The following is a 20,076-nucleotide window of genomic DNA, read 5'->3' as shown; positions in this document are numbered from 1 at the left end:
AAAACTACGAGGAATTGCCGAGCAATGTGAGGTGAAGGCCATTCTATGATTTGTTTTCTTTGACTTTGGTTTCGGTTTCCGAGCCGAGTCGAAGTCAACCCAAAAAGCGCTTCTCTTTAATAACGAAAGTAGAAAACTTTCTTTATGATAGGTCTAAGTTACGCTTCGCTAAACTTAGACCAGATCGTACAACTTATCCATAAGACCCAATCAAGAAACATCGGACGGGCCAAAACTACGAGGAATTGCCGAGCAATGTGAGGTGAAGGCCATTCTATGATTTGTTTTCTTTGACTTTGGTTTCGGTTCCTGAGCCGAGTCGAAGTCAACCCAAAAAGCGCTTCTCTTCAATAGCGAAAGTTGAAAACTTTCTTCATGATAGGTCTAAGTTACGCTTCGCTAAACTTAGACCAGATCGTGGCTCTAATGTAGGATTCAAGATTTTGAATTCATACCTAATATGATAATCACCTAGTAAACGATGAATCTGTATATGTTCTATATACAGGCCAAATCCAGACGTATTCGAATCATGAATTATAAGTACAGCGTATTCAACAGAAAAACATTTTGGTAAAATAGAAAGGTGTAGATGCAATCTACACCTAGTTCTTATTTTTGTTATAGATTAGATGGTTCTATTTAGTTTTGTAATATCCTAAACACTTTCAGCATTACCTTTAATTGAAAAGTTCGAATGTAACAAAGTTTAATATGCTTCATCCCACATTAAAACTCTCCATTCATTTTATCGGTTCCATTGCGATGACCAGTTTTTTATTGTCCGGGCTCAATGAAATTCTGCTGATGTTATGGTATTCCGGAATAGTTAATATAGCTATTTCTTCCCAATCAGTCCCTTTGCTAATGTTTTTTAAATAGATGGTATTTTCCTGAGCCATTAAAAGGTTGTTCTTATCAATCCATACAAAGTCTTCGGCGCCGGCTAAAGCTATACCTATGGATTTTGATTGTCTGCTTTTTACATCAAAAGCTTTTAATTCATAAGTTTCTTTGCCATTAGATACGATATTTGAGCTTTTGTCTACATACACAATCTCATTTGTACCTGGTCTTTGGCTTAAGCAGCGTCCAGGGTTTTTTGCTACCTCAAATATATCTTTTCTGCTGTAAGGGTAGACCAATCGGTTTGGTGAACCTACCAGAAACAAGGCAGCTGTTTCCCCATGCCAACCATAATATCCTACGGGTTCGATGTCGTCGTACAAAAGTTCCGGTTCCCCGAAATTTATCGGATATAACCATATGCGCTGACTGCTGTCTTTTTCCACCCTGACAGTGGAAATATATTGACCGCAACTTGTTAGCTTAGGTGAGAACTCATCTAGCTCGGGAGTTCTTGTCATATTGGTGTATTTATCAGTAGCTAGATTATATAAGATTACGTCAAAATTACCTGCCTGATCTTGAGAGGTAAATACCAGTTGCCTTTTATTGATAAAAGAAGGTTGGTTATCATATCCATCTCCTTTTGATATTTTTTTTACTGTCTCGGGGTAAATAGTAAAACCAAACAGATTCTTCTTGCATTCAAGAAGAAAAAGATCGGTATCTTCTTGAGCAATAAGCAGCCTACTGTTCAATAAAAAAGCAGTGAATAAAAGTGTTTTGAAATATTTTGGAAACCTGAAAAGATGGGGATTGCTCATTTTACTCTTATTTACCATTTATCTCGATCTTTAAAATTTTAAAATCTTTAGTATCTCAATTATGATTTTCTAATGTACAAAAAGCTATTCGTTTTCATCATTAATTTTATTTTAATTCAAAACTTCTCTGATATTAAAGCTTTCCTTGCGTTTGGGATATTCTTCCAATATCCCCTGTCCGTTAACGAACATTATTTGTTCTTTTAACGAACACATCTATGCTGCAAATAGGCTCATACTCGCTTCATTGCCTTATTTTATAACTGGCATTCTATTCGTATATTGATAGACATGAAAGTAATCAACTCAGGGATTCTGGAATTGATTTTATGGACAATTGCTCTTTTGGGTTTGTACACTGCCGGTGCAGAAACATCGCATTCCTTTAGTCTTTGTCCGCTTGATTCATTAGGGTTCACCTGGTGCCCTGGCTGTGGTATTGGTCGATCCATTCATTATTTTATGCATGGAGATTTCACCACTTCTTGGGCTTTCCACCCATTGGGAGGCTTTGCTTTCTTAGTAATAATATTAAGAATAATTGAATTAATAAAATTAAATTTAAATAAGAAATTATGGCAAATGTATTGAGACACCTTCCGGAACTGGAAGGAATGGAATTGGGCTATATCCAAGGAATATTGAAAGACATGAATGAGGAGCAAGCAAGTTTATTTGCTCAGGTATATCGGGCCAGAAGGAAGGATAGCCAAATGATTTTAATATTAACACTGATAGGTTTTTTTGGCTTTGCAGGATTGCATCGTTTTATTCTAGGGCAAATTGGCCTGGGGATTTTATACCTACTTACCGTTGGCTTGTGTTTTATTGGAACCATAGTGGATTTGGTCAATTACAAAAGCTTGACTTATGAGTATAACATCAAAATTGCCCATGAAACACTTTCCTTATTGGCTGTAAGTGATGATTTCAAAACCAATAATGATGCCTTTAAAAACAATAAAGATGCATAAATACCCGCTATTATTTTTGTTTGTCCTTGTGGGGTTCTCGGGTATACAAATTTCTTGTAATCCGATATCCATGGAAACCATTAGTGATATTGAGTCCACTTATGATGGCATCACTAAAGTTAATGTAAATGGTGGAGCACTTGAAATCAGTTATACCGGGAGGGATGAAGCTGAAGAAGTAGTTCTAAATGCTTTTGTGGAAGCAAGTGATGCACAAATGGAAGGGGTTACGGTAAAGAAAATTGGAGAGGAGTTGTTTGTAGATTTTGAACCTAGGGATGATTTTGGATCCTTTTTCTCCTCCTTTAAAATAAAAGGGTTTATCAGTATTTCGGGTCCTTCAGATATGGCTTTAAATATCAATACTTCATCAGGTACCATGGAAGTGTTTAATGTTGAAAATGAAGATATTGTGCTTAAAGGAAGTTCTGGAAAGATTGAAGCAGAAAACCTTCGATCTCCAAATTTAAGCGTGAGAATCTCTTCAGGAAAACTGGAGCTAGAGAATATCCAAGGTGACTTGAATTTAGAATTGTCTTCAGGAATGGGAACATTGGAAGGGATGAAAGGAAATGTTAAGTTTAGGGGCTCAAGTGGCATGGTTGTTTTGACCGATATTGATGGGCTTGTTTCCGGAAGTATGAGTTCAGGAAAAGCGGATTTAAATAAGATCACAGAATTAGGTGAAATCAGTTTGACATCCGGTATGTTAGTTGCCAATGATTGTGGGCTAGGGCCGGAAACTAATCTGTCTGCTTCATCCGGCTATATGAAAGTAAATACCAATTCTTCCCTAAAGGATTATAATTTTGATTTCAGGGTAGGTAGTGGAAGGCTTAGTATCGGAGATCAATCAAGTAGTGATGATTTACTAATTGACAATGCCGCCGGGGTGACCATAAAAGGGAAAATTCAATCAGGTAAGATGGTAATTGAGGGTTAAATATTTATCCATTCAAGCGATATATGGAAGGGCATTAGCTTAATAAACTCCGGGTGGAAGCTCGGAGATTTTTATTTTAATAGCATTTATCCTTATTGACCAATTGAGTAAGCATTTGATAACGATGGTTTTAAAAAATATGTTTTCAGGGCGCTTAAGTAGGCTCCTCATCCTTAAGTAATAATAATATCAGTATAGGGTAGGATTAGCTGCTACTGAAAGTAAAAAAACAATACCAACATGCTCGGCTTGTTGATCTTAAAGATTACTAGGATTAAGGAAGAGCAATAAGTAAGCATCAGGAACGGTTTAGTTATGGAGAATTGCCCGAAATTAATGTTTTAATAAAAAAATATAGGCACAAAAAAAAAGCAACCTTTGATGATTGCTTTTCACTACTGATGTCAATGTTATGTTATGCGTTTACTACCTTCACATTCACTGCATTCAGACCTTTTCTTCCTTCTTTAAGATCAAAGGATACATCATCGTCTTCTCTGATTTCGTCAATTAGTCCAGAGACATGCACAAAATACTCTTTTGATGATTCATCATCAATAATAAAACCGAATCCTTTAGATTCATTAAAAAATTTTACTTTTCCTGTGTTCATAATATAATTAATTGATTGTATTTATTGAGGTAAAGGTAATGAATCTTTTGGCAAAAAAAACTCTTGTATAAAAATATTTTCAGGAATTAAAAGATTACATAAAATGCATTGGCCAAGAAATGGCCAAAAACAGTAAGATTCAACCCTTTAATTGGATTATTATCTCATTAATTCAATGCCTTCTTCCTTACATTTTTGAAATTCATTTTCAGGCCAAATTCCCGATTGTACCTCTCCAATGTGCTTTTTTCTTAGCAAGAACATACAGGTTCTGGACTGACCAATTCCACCACCTATACTTTGAGGCAATTCCCCATTTAATAGCTTTTGGTGGAAAAATAAACCAGCTCTTTTTTCTTCACCGGAATTTTTTAACTGATGAGCCAAAGTTTCGGCATCTACTCTTATGCCCATGGAAGAAAGTTCAAAAGAGTTTTCCAATACAGGGTTCCAAACCAAAATGTCTCCATTCAACCCTTTATGGCCTTCGGAATTATAGCTGCTCCAGTCGTCATAGTCCGGTGCTCGGTCATCATGCTTTTCCCCATTACTTAATTTATCTCCAATACCTATTAAAAATACAGCGCCATGTGCTTTTGTGGCTTCATATTCTCTTTCTTTTGGGCTTAAATTGGGGAATGCTTGTAGCAAATCCTCCGCCTGAATAAATTTAATTTTTTCCGGCAATATTGGGCTAATCTGTGGAAAAAGAGAAACGACACTTTTTTCCATTTCTTGATAAATCCCATAGATGCTTTCCACTACCCCTTTGAGATAATCTAGATTTCTTTCGGAAAGATTGATTTTTTGTTCCCAATCCCACTGGTCTACATATAATGAATGCTGCGGCGAGTAGTCTTCATCAGGTCTTAATGCCCTCATGTCAGTAATAATGCCCTCACCATCTACAGTTTCAAGCTCGGCCAATTGCCATCTTTTCCATTTCGCCAATGATTGAACCACAACTCCGGGAGCATCCCCTTGATTTTTTATTGGAAATTTCACAGGTCGTTCGGTACCACTTAGGTCATCGTTTATACCTGTTCCATCCATTATGATCAATGGACAAGACACCTTGAAAAGGTTTAACTTTTCGGACATCATCTTTGGGAATTTTGTTTTGATGAGGTCTATGGCTTTTTCTGTCTCTCTCCTGTTTAACAAGGATTTGTATTTCAGCTCGCTCGTTGCTGCCATGTTTTTTTATTTACTGTGTTCACGATTTATCGTTCTTCTCAAAATCGGCCCAATATTAAGGAAAAGAATTGATTCAAGAAAATATCCTGTTTGTTTGCCTGATTTAAGGCAAGAAATTAATATAAACGGGTTTATGAATCTCAAATTTGGTATCTGTTGGCTTCAGCTCACCGGATTCAAGGTCTCTTTCAAAAGTAATGATGGTATTTGAATCTTGGTTTCCTGTCAAAAGGTATTTCCCATCATTGGTGATATTGAAATTTCTTGGAGCTTTTCCCATGGAAGATACGGTTTGTACATGGGTTAAGTCCCCATCCCCTTCAATTTTAAAAACGATAATTTCATTGGCCTCACCGCGGTTAGATGCGTAAAGGAATTTCCCGTCAGGACTAAGCCTTACTTCTGCAGCTCCAACTTTGCCTTCAAATTCCTCTTCAGTCAATGGGTGGGTGGCTTGATGCTTTAACTCACCCTGCTCATAAGAATAAACCCCAATTTCTGCTGATATTTCATGAATAAGGTAAAGTTTATCTCCTGTGCTGTTAAAGACCATATGCCTAGGACCTGCACCGGGAGCTACTTTTAACCTGAAAATAGGTTCCGTTTTCACGGGCTTTTCCAAGCTACTGTCAAATTCATACACTACCACTTCATCAGTCCCAAGATCCGCAATGAATAGGTTACCGTCATTGGGATGGAAAATAGCCGCGTGTACATGCGGTTCTTTCTGTCTGTTGGTGATCACGCTACTTCCTTGGTGGGCAACAACCTGGGTAACAGGCTTTACTTGTCCGTTTTCTGCGATAGGGATTACAGAAAAATCACCGGAACTATAATTGGCCGTAACGGCAAAAGATTCACTTGGATCTAAAGTGATATAACAGGGTGATTTAGCGGCTGCTTTCACTGAATTAAGCTTTTCTAACTTCCCATTCGTAAGGCTGAAAGCAGTGATTTTTCCACCTTCTTCACCTCCGTTTTCTTCCACTGAATAGACCAGGTTTTGGGCTTCGTTGGCAATAACAAAGGAAGGGTTTTCTACGGCTACCGCTGTGCTGATGGTTTGAATATTGCCTTCATCGGGATGAAAGGCCATCAGGTGAATGCCTTGTTCCGGAGACTTGGTATAGGTCCCCAATAGAAACAAATGAGCTGAGGATGTAGCTTCCTCATTCTGTTTATTTGCTGTCTTATTGTCATTTGAAGCTGTACCGCAAGCCATAAAGATCATTAGAAAACAGGCGTTAATTAGATTTTTCACTTTCATTTTTTTCATCGGTTTTGTTCATGCCACTGGCCAATTCATGCGTTTTTGGATGGTATTTACCTTTTAAATCGTCCTCTTTAGATTTGGACCAAAGTTTCACACCAGAGAAATAGGAAGCTCTTCCTATCATATGTGCACCAACAGGAGCAGTTAGCAATATGAATATAATAATGGCCAATACCCTGGAAGTAATTCCAATTTCATTGAAATATACCGCAGCAGAAATCAGCAATAAACCTATGCCCAAGGTGGCAGCTTTGGTAGTAACAGAAATTCGAAGGTAAAGATCGGGCATTCGAATTACCCCAACTGCTGCAAGTAATATAAATAGGGCTCCTAGGGAGCTTAGAATTATGATTAGTAAATCACTCATTTTTTTCTCTTTTATCTAAATAATAAGAAAATGCGACAGTACCTAAGAAGGCAATCAAGGCCATGATCATGGCGATATCCAGAAAGGCCGGTTGGTTGGTATAAATACTGTAGATGGTAATGATGCCAATTCCGGTAGTAAGCAATAGATCAAGTGCTACCACCCTGTCTGATAGCGTAGGGCCAATTAGAAACCTGATAAATATTAACAGGGTAGAAAGGGCCAGTACCGGGAGAATTATATAATATAGGAAGTCGTATACACTCATCTCAAAATCTCCAAAAGTTTACGTTCAAATCCATTTTTAATATCAGCAATAAAGTGCTCTTTGTTTTTGACATACATGGCATGTACATAGAGTACTTTACGATCGTCCGACACATCCAGACTTAAGGTTCCGGGGGTCAGGGTGATAAGGTTGGCCAATAAGGTGATCTCCATATCTGTTTTTGCATCCAGAGGGATTTTGATGATGCCCGGTTTCATGAAATAACTGGGGGTAATGACATCATAGGCCACCTGCAAGTTGGCTTTTACCAGTTCGGACAAGAAAAAGAATATAAAGGCAATCACTTTTGGTCCTCGGTAGAGATACCTGTTGTCTTCTCCCCGTTGTGAAATAAGCCACATCAACAAGAAACTCAAGGTAAAGCCAAACACGAAATTTATAAAAGAGAAATCACCTGTTACTGCCAGCCAAATAAAGGAAAGCAATAGGTTACTAAGAAACCTGGTTTTTATCATTTTTCTGTCGAATTAATTGCCCAAAACTGCTTGAATATATTGTGTGGGATCCATGAGATTTTCCGCGATTTTTATTGACAATCGCATGACCCACTCTGCGCCAAAGCCTATTCCTAGTGAAATTAAAGAAAGGAAGAGTATGGAACCAATCATGGCTCTTCTTTTCAGAGGTTTTAAGGCATTAAAATACTTGATATGCTTTTTCTCCGGTAGCTCAGGGCCATCTTTCCAGAAAACTTCAGACCACAAGCGAGCGATAATGAATAAGGTAAGGAAACTTCCCAGTATTACGAAAACCACCACCAATATATTTGTTTGTTCAATGGCCCCTTGAAGGATAAGCAACTTGCCCCAAAAGCCTGACAATGGAGGGATTCCTACCAAGCTAAAGAGTGGAACAGCCATCAGAAGGCTTAACTTCGGATGTTCCTTATAAAAACTTCCAAGCAAACGCATGGAATAGGTTCCTTTGAACTTAAATATCAATCCGCTAACCATGAAAAGATTGGTTTTCACCACAATGTCATGCACCAGGTAAAAGATGGCTCCGGCAATGGCCAAACTGCTATAAACTCCCAAACCTGCTAGCATAAAACCAATGTGGCAAATAATCAGGTAGCTAATTACTTTTCTCATGTTGTTTTGAATCAGCGCACCTATTCCACCTGATAGAATGGTGAAAATTGCCAACACCATGATGACTGTGGAGAGAAAAGCATCCGGTACAAAGATCAAGGTAAACACCCTAAGTAATGCATAAACCCCTACCTTGGTAAGTAGTCCTCCGAAAATGGCTGAAATAGCCGGGGGAGGGGTATGGTAGGAGGCCGGAAGCCAAAAATACAATGGGAATACGGCTGATTTAATTCCAAACCCTACAAGAAAGAGTACGGCGGTTACATTTACCAAACCTCTGTTTTCAATTTCAGCAACCCTCAAGGAAAGGTCTGCCATATTCAAACTGCCGGTCAAGCCGTAAAGGATGGCAATGGCGGTAAGAAAGATGACCGAGGCCAATAAGTTCATGGTGACATATTTGATGGCACCTTCTATCTGTGCTTTCTCCCCTCCAATGGTGAGCAATACAAAGGAGGAAATAATGATGATCTCAAACCAGACATACAGGTTGAAGATATCTCCTGTGAGGAATGCGCCACTGAGTCCCATGATAAGCAAGTGGAAAATGGGGAAATACCCAAATTTAACCCGGGCATTTCGGATGCTTCCCACAGAGTATACACTGACAGCTAAGCCGGCAATTGCGGTAAGCAGTACCAAAAGAGAGCTGAAGGTGTCTGCGACGAAGGTGATCCCAAAAGGAGCAGCCCAACCTCCTGCTTGCATGATCTGAATGCCCTCGGTATTTACTTTTACCAAAAGCAAAATGCTTATTACAAGAGCGATTAAGGATCCGGTTACAGAAATAAGCTTTTGAATATTTTTGCTGTTCCAGGAGAACATCAATAACACGGCTATAAAAAGCTGGAAAATTACCGGTAAAACAATGTATGGGTTGTTCATAAGTCTTCGTCGGTTGCGTTCATTTCGTCCAGATCGTCTGTTTTAACCACCTTGTAAGCCCTTTTGACCAGAATTATCGCGAAGGCCTGCAGTCCAAAACTAATAACTATGGCTGTAAGGATTAATGCCTGTGGTACAGGGTCTGCATACAATTCTCCCAGCATCTTTTCTGAAGATGCAATAATAGGGGGCTGTCCTTTGACAATTTTCCCCAGTAGAAATATTAACAGATTGGCTCCGTTGCCGAGCAAGATCAAACCAATAATCAGCTTGACCAAACTTCTTCTCAGCATCATATAGATGCCTGCGGCATACAAGAGCCCTATGATTATTACCAATAAAATTTCCATATTATAATCCTTCTGATATGGTGAAAATAATGGTGAGGGTAACACCTATAACGACCAGGTAAACGCCCGTGTCGAAAAATAAAGCAGAACCTACCTTACCGATGACTGGTACTGCATTCTCCATCCATAACCCTGTCATAAAGGTGTCCCCGAAAAACAAGGGCAATGCGCCGGATACCAAGGCCAATAGTAGGCCTACAGGCATCAAAAATCCCGGATGGAAGGTCATGATGTTTTTCGTTTTATCGATTCCATTGGCAAAAGAATGAATTACAAAAGCAATGGAAGCCATTAATCCCCCAACAAAACCTCCGCCCGGTAAATAATGACCACGCAATAGGATGAAGATTGAAAAAAGCAAAAGCAAGGGAAGCAGGTATGCCGATGCTGTCTTAAATATGATGGTTTTCATAATTATTCTTTTTCAGTACTTTTAAGATGAAGTTTCAAAAGGCCAAATACACCGATGGCTGCAATGGCCAATACAGTGATTTCCACAATGGTATCAAAGCCCCTGAAATCTACCAGGATAACGTTCACCACATTTTTTCCTTTACCTAGAATATAAGCGTTCTTTGCATAGTATTCACTGATTTCCTTGGTTACCGACTCATTCATTACCTCCAAGGTCAATACGCTGATAAGCCCACCAAACACCAAGGCGAGTAAGCCGTCCCGGATTTTGTCATTGTTATCAGGCAATACCAAGTACCTTGGAAGATTATATAAGACCAAAACAAATAGAATAACCGTGAGGGTATCTATAGAAAACTGGGTCATGGCCAGGTCAGGTGCAGAATAAAACAAAAAGATCATACAGAAAGAGTATCCCACTACACCAAGGGAGGCCACAGCCGTAAGTCTGGAATTTGAAAATACAGTGAAGAAAATGGCAGTGGCCATGATCACAACTACCACCGCCTCATAGAATGTAACATCGGAGAGTTTGGATGTATCCAGGTATAACTCTACACCTGAGAAGAAGCGGTAAGCCAACAAAATGCATAGGAAGGACAGGATCGTGATGAGGTAGAACCTTAGGTATCCATTTTGGAAAAACTTTGTCCATATCCTGCTAAGGCCTACAAAAGCATCGGCAATTTTGTTGATAATTGTATGGGGGGAAATCTTTTCAAACCTTGTTACCTTGGCAAGTAGCCCTTCAGAAGGTTTCAATAAGAAATACAAGGCGATGCCTGAACCAATGGTGATGGCACTAAGAGCCAAAATCAGGTTGAAACCATGCCAAAGTTTTAATTGAAAATCCGGGGTGCCTCCTGTGATGGATTGTACGACGGGCTTTATAATGCCTCCTTCAATTAATCCCGGGGCCAGACCGAAAAGAATACCCAATATGCCAAGCAACATTGGGGGAAGGTACATGGCCGGGCTAGGCAGGTGAAGCTTTTGGTATTTTTCCGGTAGTTTCCCTACAAAAGGTTTTATTCCGGCTAAAAAACCGGCAAATAATAAGGCTGCATTGGTGATGATGGCCAGACCGGTTAGGAGCCAAGCAATGTCTCCCATGCCCAAGGTGGCCTCATAAATCAAGTCTTTTCCCACAAATCCAAAGGAAGGAGGAATACCGGCATTGGAGATGGCGGCAAGAATGGCTGCAATTCCCACGGGAAGCATTACCTTATTTAAACCACCAAGCTGGCGGATGTCTCGGGTGCCTGTCTCGTGGTCTATAATGCCGGTTACTAGGAATAGTGTGGCTTTATACAAGGCGTGTACCAGTATAAACACCGCAGCTGCCAGTAAAGCATCTTTGGTGCCAAGGCCAATTAAGAAAACCAGAATACCTAATGCAGAAATGGTGGAGTAGGCCAGAATTCCCTTGAGGTCTAGCCTAAACAAAGCATGAATGGCCGCATAGGTCATGGTAATGGCCCCTACAATGATTAGGGTACTGTTCCACCATTCATGGTTTCCTAAGACGGGGGTAAACCGGGCCAGCAAGTAAATCCCTGCTTTTACCATAGTCGCTGAATGCAGGTAGGTTGAAACAGGTGTTGGAGCTTTCATTGCGCCGGGCAACCAAAAGTGGAATGGAAATTGAGCGGACTTGGTAAAAGCTGCGATAAATAGAAACACCAAAACCCACCCATAGAGCTCATGAGATTGAATGGAATCGGTAAGAGGTATTAAAGCAGATATTTGTGAGGTACCGGTGATTTGTCCCAAGCCTACCATGGCAGCCATCAAAAATAACCCACCGAATCCGGTGATGGCCAAAGCTGTGATGGCTGACTTTCTTGAATCCGGATTGTCGTTGTTAAATCCAATTAAAAAGAAAGAACTTATACTGGTTAACTCCCAGAAAATAAAAAGGGCATAAATATTGTCAGAAAGAACCAAGCCAAGCATAGATGCCATAAACATGGAAAGATAGGCATAAAACCTATCGAGGTATTGGTGTCCTTTGAGGTAGGATGAAGTATAGACAAAGACCAGGGTGCCTATCCCGCTTATCAATAACACGAAAAGAAAGGAAAGGCCATCAAGGTGGAAATCCAGGTTGATTCCTATAGATGGTACCCATTGATAACTGGCTTTTATGGTGTCCCCTGCCAATAGGATTGGGAGTTTCGAAAGAAAAAACCCAAATATAGAAAACGGCAGTAAAGCAACCCAAATAGTGGATTTTCCCTTCAGTTTACCCATGATCATGGGAATTACTAAAGCAAAAATAAATCCCGAAATTACGGCAATCAACATCAGCGATTATTTAATGAGTTTGTTTAACAAAAGCCTAAAATACAAAAAATTATAGGATAAGACAGGAGTTAACGAATCGTTTCTATTAACGGTTAGTTGATGGAATTAATAATGTACTGATAGTAAGCAAAATATAATATAGGAGTAATATCGATAAGAAATTATAACAAAAAATTGATGCATTGAAGCAAAAAAATGTGCATTTTTGAGATATTGCAAAGATTAAATCTAACCTTTTCAACCATGGCAAACATCTACGAGACTGAAGTCGCAAAGCGTTTTACGATTTATAACAGTCTGTTTTTAGACCTGCCTTTTGACCAGATTTACAGAACAGGTACTTTGTTACCTATTTTGTCTGAAGCATGTCAAAACGGGTTTAAAAAAAATAAAACGCCAAAGGAAATTATCCGCCAATTCTTTGAAGAATTGATGGCTGATAAATCTGAAGAAGAAAGGCACGACCTTCTTTTTAAAATGGTACAATATATCGAACGCCAAGTGGTATTATTTGATTCGATAGAAGATGCTTCCTTTGAAAAATTCAACGATATCAAAGGCAAAGGTACCATGACCGCCTTGATTGCGAGAGCAGAAAACGACCATAAAAAAGACGAACTTATACAAAAGCTTAAAAACTTTTCCGTTCGATTAACTTTAACTGCACACCCTACACAGTTTTACCCCGGCAATGTTCTGGCCATTATCACTGACTTGGAACAAGCCATAAGGAAAAATGACCTGGGAGATGTAGACCTTCTGCTTCGTCAATTAGGCAAAACAGCCTTTATTAATAAAGAGAAACCTTCTCCCTACGAAGAAGCAGTCAGCCTTACTTGGTTTTTGGAATATGTGTTCTATCCAAGTATTTCGGATATAATGATCCGTGTCCTCAATCAGCTAAATGTTCCCCTTCACGATTGGGAAAACCCCAATTTGCTGAAAGTAGGCTTTTGGCCGGGAGGCGATAGGGACGGAAATCCTTTTGTTACACATGAAATCACCAAAAAAGTAGCTGATAAGCTTCAGAACAGTATTCTGAAATGCTACTATAGAGACATTCGCAAAGTCCGAAGACGTCTCACTTTCCACAATGTGGAGAGTCACCTGATCAAAGCAGAAAAAGGGATCTACAATACCCTTTTTGGTGGAGATGGAGACGTTTTTAATTCTAAGGATGACCTGCTTGCTGTTTTATATGAAGCCAGAAAGGGAATTATTGAAGAACATGGAGGCCTATCTCTAGAATTATTGGATGAGTTTATCCTTAAAGTAAGGGTTTTTGGATTCCATTTTGCCAGCATGGACGTAAGGCAAGATAGTAGGAAACACGATGCCCTTTGGGATGAAATATTAGAGAAAAGTGAAGGTAAAGCTGCTTTGGAAACTTACCACAAAGGTGATGAAGAAGCAAAAATTGAGAAAATCCTTTCGATAGACAAACTGCCTGAGATCAGTTCTCTTGAGGATCCATTCCACAGAGAAATGTTGGAAAGTGTCAAGTCTATCAATTATATTCAGAAGAATAACGGTCCAATGGGCTGTCACAGATACATCATTTCCAACAACCAATCAGTACTGCATGTGCTGGAGGTTTATCAAATGAATAAATTGTTGTTGGCAGATGGTGGTGACCTTTCGCTTGATATTGTACCATTGTTCGAAACCATCGATGATTTGGCAGCAGCCCATGGGGTGATGACCAAGCTTTATAACAATAAAGTGTACAGGGATCACCTGCGCAAGCGTGGCAACAAGCAGTCCATCATGTTGGGCTTTTCTGATGGTACCAAAGACGGCGGTTATATCCGTGCCAACTGGTCCATTTTGCGTGCCAAAGAAGAACTAACCAAAGTTGCCAGAGAAGAGGGGATTGATGTCATCTTCTTTGACGGTAGGGGTGGACCTCCTGCTCGAGGTGGTGGAAATACCCATAACTTCTATGCTTCTCTCGGTCCTAATGTGGAAAACCGTGAGATTCAGATCACCATTCAGGGACAAACCATTAGTGCCAACTATGGTAAACCGGTAAGCTGTTCTTACAATCTGGAGCAACTGCTTAGTGCCGGCATGGAAAGTCACTTGTATCCTTCCAGTGAAAATAGCCTGACTGAGAAACAAAAATCGCTTATCGATGAGATGGCGGATATCAGTTATAATGCGTATAAGGAACTTAAAAATCACAAGCAATTTGTTCCCTATCTGGAAAAAGTAACGCCTTTGAAATTCTTCGGCATGACCAATATTGGTTCCAGACCGGTGAAAAGGAGCAAGGGAGGAAGCATGAAGTTTGAAGACCTTAGGGCCATACCATTTGTAGGTGCCTGGGCGCAAATGAAGCAAAATATACCAGGTTTCTTTGGTGTAGGTAAAGCCATAGAGGAGCTTGAGAAGCAAGGTAGACTGGGAGAGGTGCAGCAACTGTACAAAGACTCTTTGTTTTTCCGATCTTTATTGGGCAACTCCATGCAGTCCCTGGCAAAATCTTTTTATCCGGCTACCGCTTATCTTAAGGACGATCCTCAATTTGGAGGTTTCTGGGACCTGATGTACAGTGAGTACCAAAGATCTTACGAAAAGGTGCTCGCAGTGGCAGGAATGACAAATTTACTCGAGGACAGTCCGCTTAGTAACCAGTCCATAGCCATCAGGGAAAGAATTGTTTTACCGTTGATCACCATTCAGCAGTATGCCATTCAGACCATTTTGGATAAAGGAAAAGAAGATACCGCTTTACAAAAACTGATCCTCAGGACCATGTTTGGTATCATCAATGCCGCCAGAAATGCCGCATAACATACATTAGAAATTTTCTGATAAATATAAAAGGCCACTGTTTCAGTGGCCTTTTTTTTATACCTATACTTGATGCATCCTTTTTAATTCAGAAAGTAGTTATTGCTTAACCTACAAGTAAATAAAAATAGAAATTGTATATCGAATAAATCCATGCAAGCCCCTAGCTAGCATCATCCTAAGAAAGTGGAATATTATCCGTTTTAATTAACGTTTAATATAATCTTGTTGGGTCATAAGTTTTTAAACTAAAGAAGGTATTGTAAGCCTAAACAGTGGGATAAATTTTTTAATTAGTATTTATTCCTTAGTTTTAGTGGTAGTTGGAAGGCCAATAAAGTGCACTGAGTGCTTTAGCCGTGCGTTAGCTGTAATGAGACTACCTGAAAAATATACCGAAATAACACCTAAAAGAATAGAGAACTCCTATTTTCCTCCATCTGGAACCGTCCTTTTCGAAGAAGGAAATGATGGTGCGGGAGATTATTTTTGTTTGTATTGGCCAATTGGACAAGAGGATGAGACTCCTCATGTTTTTCATCTGAACCATGAGGAGTCCATACTTGAACCAATCCATTACGACTTAACTGCATTTTTAAATAATCTTGATTTAGAAACTGGTGAAGTATTAGTTTATCCCGGCCTCAGGGATGAAAATTATTTCTTGAGTTGTTTCCAAAGAGCAAAGGTATTCTCAAAAAAGGATACGGTGGAAGCAACGCGACTACTAAAACGGTCTACTGAATTATTCCCCGAATATTCTGACAACTGGTATTGGCTCCTTAAATTAACTGATAAGAGTGAAGTTAAAAAAAGACTAAAATATGCAATCAGATGCTTTTGTAGTAACTGGGCATTTGGACTACCAAATGTAGAGGCCTTAAAAGAAATTTTAGAGATCAGGAACTCTGGTTTTGAATTTGATGACCCAATTTTCAATCGAATTGGAAAATCCGATAAAACAGAAAATCTTCTCAATCTAAATTTTGACTCAGCTGAACTTCATGAAATAGCCTATGACTATATGATTAAGGAAGATTTTGTGAGTTTCTTACTTATGTTGCAAAACTACATTTTTTTCAGAGCATTAACCACGAGAAAAACTGGATTGACTAACTTAATAAATGAAATTAAGGAGGTAGTTGACAAGTATTTTCCCGAACGTAAATACAGCTAACAGACGCTAAAAATACATAGGCATATGACCTACTTGCAAAGGGCATTTGAAACAGGTACAATAGGTACTTTTATTGAAATTATCAAAGGTAAAGCCTACGGATTTTAGCTTGGCGTTGAGGTGTATTTGGACGAACATTCCGATAATGAACTGACAAATCGAAACAAAATAATTATCTTTGGCGTTAGTAACGTAAGGTGATAGCATGATTGTTTCGTTTGGCTCAAAGGATACAGAAAGGATTTGGATTGGAGAACGTGTCAAAAAGATGCCGATTGAGATACAACAGATTGGACGGAGAAAATTAAGGATGATAAACAACTCTCAAAACTATACTGATTTGAGAATACCTCCATCCAACAGATTAGAGAAATTAAAAGGTTCTGATTTTTGCAGTATCAGGATAAATGACCAATGGAGAATTGTATTTCGGTGGATTGACAATAGTGCTCACGATGTTGAGATTATGGATTATCATTAAAAAGGCGGATTAAAATGGATAGATTAGCAAACATTCACCCGGGAGAGATTTTACTTGAGGAGTTTTTACGCCCTCTTGAGATTACTGCTTATAGATTATCAAAGGATACCGAGATACCACAGACCCGCATTTCTCAGATTATTAAAGGAAAGCGGAGAATAACCGCTGATACTGCATTGAGATTTTCTTCCTATTTCGGTACGACTGCAAAATTTTGGCTTGGAATTCAAGATGACTATGATATCGAAGAAGCGTCTAAAGATAAGCAGGACATATTGACAAAAATAAAGATAAACGCACCACAGCACACAATATAGCAATTGGTGTTGAGATGGTTACATTAACTTCACGTTTCCAATTCGGCTTTTATCACGTGAGATAAAAGCGGGTTTCAAAACCCCTAGCTTGTCAAATTGTAAAACCTTGGTGCGCTACGAAGTGGCATTTATCCAGTAGGTGTAAACCGTATCAGGGAAATTGACTCTTCACCCTGAAGAAAAGCGTACCGTAAATTTCATAAGAAATTGGCTGAAGTTCCCTTGTTTCAAATATCCTGCGGCAATGCCTAAGTGTGAACCCTTGTAGCTTCGATAGGTGTTCTTATATGATGTGGCTTATCTTGTATTTAACAGGATACGCTTTGATAAAGAGGCGCTGATCTTTTGCTTCTTCTCCTTATCTTTATAGCTATAAATGTAGCCTTTCAGGCGCTACCCTACTGGTGCATTTAAGTCAACTTGAAAGTAATAATGGAAAATTTACCAATATTGATTAGCCTTCTGTTCGGACTGACAGAAATCGGGACAATTGTTTGGTTCTACTTTGCATCCAAATCCAAAACATTTCTATTTATAGCTATCTTCTGGACGATATTGCAAATTATTATTGGTCTGAGTGGAATGTATCAAAACACTGAAGCAATGCCGCCAAAGATGATGCTTTTCGGTATTTTCCCGGCGCTAATCTTTATCGGATTAACCTTTTTGACAGAAAAAGGAAGAGTGTTTATAGACCAGATTGATTTGAAAACACTGACTTATTTTCATAGTATTCGCATACCGGTTGAGATAGTACTTGCCTTGCTTTTTTATCAAGGTGTAGTATCTGTTTATATGACATTTGAAGGTACCAACTTCGATTTGCTTTCAGGCATAACGGCACCATTGGTTGCCTATTTAGCCTTTTGGAAAACCGAAAAGAAGAAAACACTTTTATTGTGGTGGAACATCATTTGCCTCTTACTTTTGCTGAACGTTGTGATAACCGCAGTATTTGCCTTTCCCTCACCCTTTCAGAAATTGGCATTTGAACAGCCTAACATTGCAGTATTATATTTTCCTTTCAACTTATTACCAACAGTAATCGTTCCGATAGTATTGTTTGGGCACTTGGTAGCAATCAGGCAATTAACAAAAAGGAATTAAAAAAATATAAACGCTACATACCAATCAAGCATTCTGACGGTTGGCCCATCGCCCCCTTCGATACGCTCAGGGGCCGGTTCGATTAGGGCTATGCGGCGGGCAAGGAAATGACTTTCCCCAATTTATTATTTTAGTGCTTGGAGTAGGGGAATAGGGGTTCATAGCTTGTTGCTTTAGCAATTTTTATAGCTGCTTATGGCAACATTCAAACCGAATTACTGATGCAAATCTTACTTTTATATTTATCGGTGTTTGCATATAGGTTATGTCTATTGAATTAATAGACTAGGGGGTAGTAATATTAAATGAAGTTAGGTTGAGCTAATTAAAAACATGCTTGGGAGACCGATTAATTCTAAAGGGTAAACATGAAAGATTAGGTAGGATCTTATTTTTGTGCGGGATTGGGTTGGGATCGTAAATGGCCTAAAATACTTAGTATAACCTATCCACTTTATAAAACTTGAAAAATTGATTAGAGAAGCTTTGTATAGCCATTGCCAATTGGTTCCTTTCGAATATATAAAACATATGACTACATAATTTCCTATCTTAGGAATGCCAACAAAAGAATTACCATAAACACCAATAGAAAAAATGAATCAAAGGGAATTAGTGAAACCAGGTATTAAACCTGTGTAACGATAAATTTTTAATAAAAAAATATGAGTTAAAATGGTAAAAAAACTAATATTTCTAAGCTTGATTACTGTGCTTGCCTATTCACAAACATTAAATGCACAAAGCAAATTGTTTTTCGGTACCAAAGAAACAGTGCCGACCATTCCTGAAAAAGGGGAGCAATTAAAAGTGATAATAGTAAGTGATGCCAGCAATGAGATTGATGATGTATGGGCCATTTCCTTGGCCTTGATGCATCCTGACAGATTTAATATTTTAGGTTTTGTTGGCAGTAATTATGACCATACGCAAAACGGTATAGGTCCCAAGAGCATCGAAACATCAGTGAAAACCATTGAAACTATATTGCAAAAGGCCGGCCTCGAGGGCAAGTATCCTGTTTATCCGGGAGGACACCCGATGCAGTATGAGTTTACACCAAGTAAGGCAGAGGGCATTGATTTTATTATAGAGAAAGCAATGGAATGCAGTCCTGAAGATCCTTTATGGATAATCGGTTTGGGTTCACCAACTGATCTGGCTTCTGCCTATTTAGCTGAACCAAGAATTAAAGATCGTGTGATTATGTTTTGGCATGCACGAACAGAAAATACCTGGCCATACAGGGCCCACAATTATAACATTAAAGGTGATATACATGCTTCACGGATGATGTTTCATGCTCCATTTCCCCTGATTATTTTTGATACAGGCACTCATTTGAATGCCGGCACATTAGAAGAAACCGAATTAAATATTAAGCCTTATGGGGACTTGGGAGAGTATTTATACGATTATCGGTTTAAATCTGATTATTATATGAGGGTTGATAAGGGATATTTTGATTTAGGTGACATTGCGGCATTGGTTGATCCCGAAATAGCAAAATGGCAGGTTATCGAGTGTCCGACAGTAACACAATACATGGATTACAATTTTTTTAAAACAAACGGAAATATTTTAAGGTGCTATGACATTGACAGAGATAAAACCTTTAGTATGCTCTACCAAGGAATGAAAGAAAACTACGGTTCAAAAGCTGAATAAAAATGATCGCAGAAAGGGAGACATTGAAAAGACCTGAGCATTCGGACGGCCCTTCGAAAAGCCCAGGGGTATGGGCTAAAGTCCCCATTAACAGTCTTTTTGACCGATTCAATGTATCTACGACAGGTTCAGTGACCACTTGAAAACAATACTGGCT

General features: G+C 39.0%; 21 protein-coding genes. 10 read left to right on the top strand and 11 right to left on the bottom strand.

Features of this window, described 5'->3' with window-relative positions:
* Positions 1-743: 743 nt before the first annotated feature.
* Positions 744-1,670: a hypothetical protein gene (locus tag Q4534_RS14820; RefSeq protein WP_303613925.1), complete on the bottom strand. Its 927-nt coding sequence runs from the start codon at positions 1,668-1,670 to the stop codon at positions 744-746.
* Positions 1,671-1,961: 291 nt separating this feature from the next.
* Between Q4534_RS14820 and Q4534_RS14815 the strand changes: the two genes are divergently transcribed.
* The 3 genes from Q4534_RS14815 to Q4534_RS14805 all read left to right on the top strand — a co-directional run bounded on the left by Q4534_RS14815 (position 1,962) and on the right by Q4534_RS14805 (position 3,587).
* Positions 1,962-2,261 (top strand): DUF2752 domain-containing protein, encoded by a 300-nt coding sequence (locus Q4534_RS14815; RefSeq protein ID WP_303613924.1) that lies wholly within the window; start codon positions 1,962-1,964, stop codon positions 2,259-2,261.
* Positions 2,246-2,644 carry a TM2 domain-containing protein gene (locus tag Q4534_RS14810; RefSeq protein ID WP_303613923.1) on the top strand — a complete coding sequence of 133 codons (399 nt, stop codon included), beginning with the start codon at positions 2,246-2,248 and terminating at the stop codon, positions 2,642-2,644. Before Q4534_RS14815 ends, Q4534_RS14810 begins: the two co-directional genes overlap by 16 nt.
* A 70-nt stretch (positions 2,645-2,714) precedes the next feature.
* Positions 2,715-3,587, top strand: a complete 873-nt coding sequence (locus Q4534_RS14805) for a DUF4097 family beta strand repeat-containing protein (RefSeq protein WP_303613922.1) — start codon at positions 2,715-2,717, stop codon at positions 3,585-3,587.
* 415 nt (positions 3,588-4,002) lie between these two features.
* Here the strand turns inward: Q4534_RS14805 and Q4534_RS14800 are convergent, their stop codons facing one another.
* From Q4534_RS14800 to Q4534_RS14755, 10 genes are all read right to left on the bottom strand, one after another.
* The gene (locus Q4534_RS14800) at positions 4,003-4,200 is read right to left on the bottom strand and encodes a cold-shock protein (RefSeq protein ID WP_014020889.1); all 198 of its coding nucleotides are present in this window, start codon (positions 4,198-4,200) and stop codon (positions 4,003-4,005) included.
* Between the two features lie 159 nt (positions 4,201-4,359).
* Positions 4,360-5,397: an aspartate--ammonia ligase gene (asnA, locus tag Q4534_RS14795; RefSeq protein WP_303613921.1), complete on the bottom strand. Its 1,038-nt coding sequence runs from the start codon at positions 5,395-5,397 to the stop codon at positions 4,360-4,362.
* Between the two features lie 103 nt (positions 5,398-5,500).
* Positions 5,501-6,664, bottom strand: coding sequence for a lactonase family protein (locus Q4534_RS14790; protein WP_303613920.1), 1,164 nt, complete (start codon positions 6,662-6,664; stop codon positions 5,501-5,503).
* Positions 6,642-7,037, bottom strand: coding sequence for a monovalent cation/H(+) antiporter subunit G (gene mnhG / locus Q4534_RS14785; protein WP_303613919.1), 396 nt, complete (start codon positions 7,035-7,037; stop codon positions 6,642-6,644). The genes Q4534_RS14790 and mnhG overlap by 23 nt, the downstream gene beginning before the upstream one ends.
* Complete coding sequence (locus tag Q4534_RS14780) at positions 7,030-7,305, bottom strand: cation:proton antiporter (protein WP_303613918.1); 276 nt, start codon at positions 7,303-7,305, stop codon at positions 7,030-7,032. Before Q4534_RS14780 ends, mnhG begins: the two co-directional genes overlap by 8 nt.
* Entirely contained in the window at positions 7,302-7,781 is a 480-nt protein-coding gene (locus Q4534_RS14775) for a Na+/H+ antiporter subunit E (RefSeq protein WP_303613917.1), read from the bottom strand. Before Q4534_RS14775 ends, Q4534_RS14780 begins: the two co-directional genes overlap by 4 nt.
* 12 nt (positions 7,782-7,793) lie before the next feature.
* The gene (locus Q4534_RS14770) at positions 7,794-9,302 is read right to left on the bottom strand and encodes a proton-conducting transporter membrane subunit (protein ID WP_303613916.1); all 1,509 of its coding nucleotides are present in this window, start codon (positions 9,300-9,302) and stop codon (positions 7,794-7,796) included.
* Positions 9,299-9,652, bottom strand: a complete 354-nt coding sequence (locus tag Q4534_RS14765) for a Na+/H+ antiporter subunit C (protein WP_014020896.1) — start codon at positions 9,650-9,652, stop codon at positions 9,299-9,301. Before Q4534_RS14765 ends, Q4534_RS14770 begins: the two co-directional genes overlap by 4 nt.
* A 1-nt stretch (position 9,653) precedes the next feature.
* Positions 9,654-10,064, bottom strand: a complete 411-nt coding sequence (locus Q4534_RS14760; protein ID WP_014020897.1) for a Na+/H+ antiporter subunit B — start codon at positions 10,062-10,064, stop codon at positions 9,654-9,656.
* A 2-nt stretch (positions 10,065-10,066) separates the two neighbouring features.
* Positions 10,067-12,373 carry a putative monovalent cation/H+ antiporter subunit A gene (locus Q4534_RS14755; protein WP_303613915.1) on the bottom strand — a complete coding sequence of 769 codons (2,307 nt, stop codon included), beginning with the start codon at positions 12,371-12,373 and terminating at the stop codon, positions 10,067-10,069.
* Positions 12,374-12,616: 243 nt separating this feature from the next.
* On the opposite strand from Q4534_RS14755, the gene Q4534_RS14750 reads away from it, so the two are divergent.
* The 7 genes from Q4534_RS14750 (at position 12,617) to Q4534_RS14720 (ending at position 20,062) form a co-directional block, all read left to right on the top strand.
* Positions 12,617-15,169, top strand: a complete 2,553-nt coding sequence (locus Q4534_RS14750; RefSeq protein WP_303613914.1) for a phosphoenolpyruvate carboxylase — start codon at positions 12,617-12,619, stop codon at positions 15,167-15,169.
* A 373-nt stretch (positions 15,170-15,542) separates the two neighbouring features.
* Entirely contained in the window at positions 15,543-16,346 is an 804-nt protein-coding gene (locus Q4534_RS14745) for a hypothetical protein (RefSeq protein WP_303613913.1), read from the top strand.
* A 205-nt stretch (positions 16,347-16,551) separates the two neighbouring features.
* Complete coding sequence (locus Q4534_RS14740; protein WP_303613912.1) at positions 16,552-16,827, top strand: type II toxin-antitoxin system RelE/ParE family toxin; 276 nt, start codon at positions 16,552-16,554, stop codon at positions 16,825-16,827.
* Positions 16,828-16,841: 14 nt separating this feature from the next.
* Complete coding sequence (locus Q4534_RS14735; RefSeq protein WP_303613911.1) at positions 16,842-17,144, top strand: HigA family addiction module antitoxin; 303 nt, start codon at positions 16,842-16,844, stop codon at positions 17,142-17,144.
* 432 nt (positions 17,145-17,576) lie between these two features.
* On the top strand, positions 17,577-18,251 hold the full coding sequence (locus Q4534_RS14730) for a hypothetical protein (RefSeq protein ID WP_303613910.1): 675 nt from the start codon (positions 17,577-17,579) through the stop codon (positions 18,249-18,251).
* A 675-nt stretch (positions 18,252-18,926) separates the two neighbouring features.
* Positions 18,927-19,919: a nucleoside hydrolase gene (locus tag Q4534_RS14725; RefSeq protein WP_303613909.1), complete on the top strand. Its 993-nt coding sequence runs from the start codon at positions 18,927-18,929 to the stop codon at positions 19,917-19,919.
* A 2-nt stretch (positions 19,920-19,921) separates the two neighbouring features.
* Positions 19,922-20,062 (top strand): hypothetical protein, encoded by a 141-nt coding sequence (locus tag Q4534_RS14720; RefSeq protein ID WP_303613908.1) that lies wholly within the window; start codon positions 19,922-19,924, stop codon positions 20,060-20,062.
* Positions 20,063-20,076: the final 14 nt, after the last annotated feature.

It is taken from the genome of Cyclobacterium sp. 1_MG-2023 (assembly GCF_030546805.1).
Taxonomy (GTDB): Bacteria; Bacteroidota; Bacteroidia; order Cytophagales; family Cyclobacteriaceae; genus Cyclobacterium.
The sequence above is the reverse complement of the archived record's forward strand: the minus strand, read 5'-3'. Positions and strand labels throughout refer to the sequence as shown.

Bases quoted from the DNA above. Each gene is read 5' to 3' on its own strand.
- Q4534_RS14745 (WP_303613913.1), top strand. From the start codon at position 15,543: ATGAGACTACCTGAAAAATATACCGAAATAACACCTAAAAGAATAGAG.
- Q4534_RS14775 (WP_303613917.1), bottom strand. From the start codon at position 7,781: ATGATAAAAACCAGGTTTCTTAGTAACCTATTGCTTTCCTTTATTTGG.
- Q4534_RS14770 (WP_303613916.1), bottom strand. From the start codon at position 9,302: ATGAACAACCCATACATTGTTTTACCGGTAATTTTCCAGCTTTTTATA.
- Q4534_RS14800 (WP_014020889.1), bottom strand. From the start codon at position 4,200: ATGAACACAGGAAAAGTAAAATTTTTTAATGAATCTAAAGGATTCGGT.
- Q4534_RS14730 (WP_303613910.1), top strand. From the start codon at position 17,577: ATGGAAAATTTACCAATATTGATTAGCCTTCTGTTCGGACTGACAGAA.
- Q4534_RS14720 (WP_303613908.1), top strand. From the start codon at position 19,922: ATGATCGCAGAAAGGGAGACATTGAAAAGACCTGAGCATTCGGACGGC.
- asnA (WP_303613921.1), bottom strand. From the start codon at position 5,397: ATGGCAGCAACGAGCGAGCTGAAATACAAATCCTTGTTAAACAGGAGA.
- Q4534_RS14725 (WP_303613909.1), top strand. From the start codon at position 18,927: ATGGTAAAAAAACTAATATTTCTAAGCTTGATTACTGTGCTTGCCTAT.
- Q4534_RS14790 (WP_303613920.1), bottom strand. From the start codon at position 6,664: ATGAAAGTGAAAAATCTAATTAACGCCTGTTTTCTAATGATCTTTATG.
- Q4534_RS14755 (WP_303613915.1), bottom strand. From the start codon at position 12,373: ATGTTGATTGCCGTAATTTCGGGATTTATTTTTGCTTTAGTAATTCCC.
- Q4534_RS14750 (WP_303613914.1), top strand. From the start codon at position 12,617: ATGGCAAACATCTACGAGACTGAAGTCGCAAAGCGTTTTACGATTTAT.
- Q4534_RS14765 (WP_014020896.1), bottom strand. From the start codon at position 9,652: ATGGAAATTTTATTGGTAATAATCATAGGGCTCTTGTATGCCGCAGGC.
- Q4534_RS14810 (WP_303613923.1), top strand. From the start codon at position 2,246: ATGGCAAATGTATTGAGACACCTTCCGGAACTGGAAGGAATGGAATTG.
- Q4534_RS14740 (WP_303613912.1), top strand. From the start codon at position 16,552: ATGATTGTTTCGTTTGGCTCAAAGGATACAGAAAGGATTTGGATTGGA.
- Q4534_RS14815 (WP_303613924.1), top strand. From the start codon at position 1,962: ATGAAAGTAATCAACTCAGGGATTCTGGAATTGATTTTATGGACAATT.
- Q4534_RS14760 (WP_014020897.1), bottom strand. From the start codon at position 10,064: ATGAAAACCATCATATTTAAGACAGCATCGGCATACCTGCTTCCCTTG.
- Q4534_RS14820 (WP_303613925.1), bottom strand. From the start codon at position 1,670: ATGAGCAATCCCCATCTTTTCAGGTTTCCAAAATATTTCAAAACACTT.
- mnhG (WP_303613919.1), bottom strand. From the start codon at position 7,037: ATGAGTGATTTACTAATCATAATTCTAAGCTCCCTAGGAGCCCTATTT.
- Q4534_RS14780 (WP_303613918.1), bottom strand. From the start codon at position 7,305: ATGAGTGTATACGACTTCCTATATTATATAATTCTCCCGGTACTGGCC.
- Q4534_RS14735 (WP_303613911.1), top strand. From the start codon at position 16,842: ATGGATAGATTAGCAAACATTCACCCGGGAGAGATTTTACTTGAGGAG.
- Q4534_RS14805 (WP_303613922.1), top strand. From the start codon at position 2,715: ATGGAAACCATTAGTGATATTGAGTCCACTTATGATGGCATCACTAAA.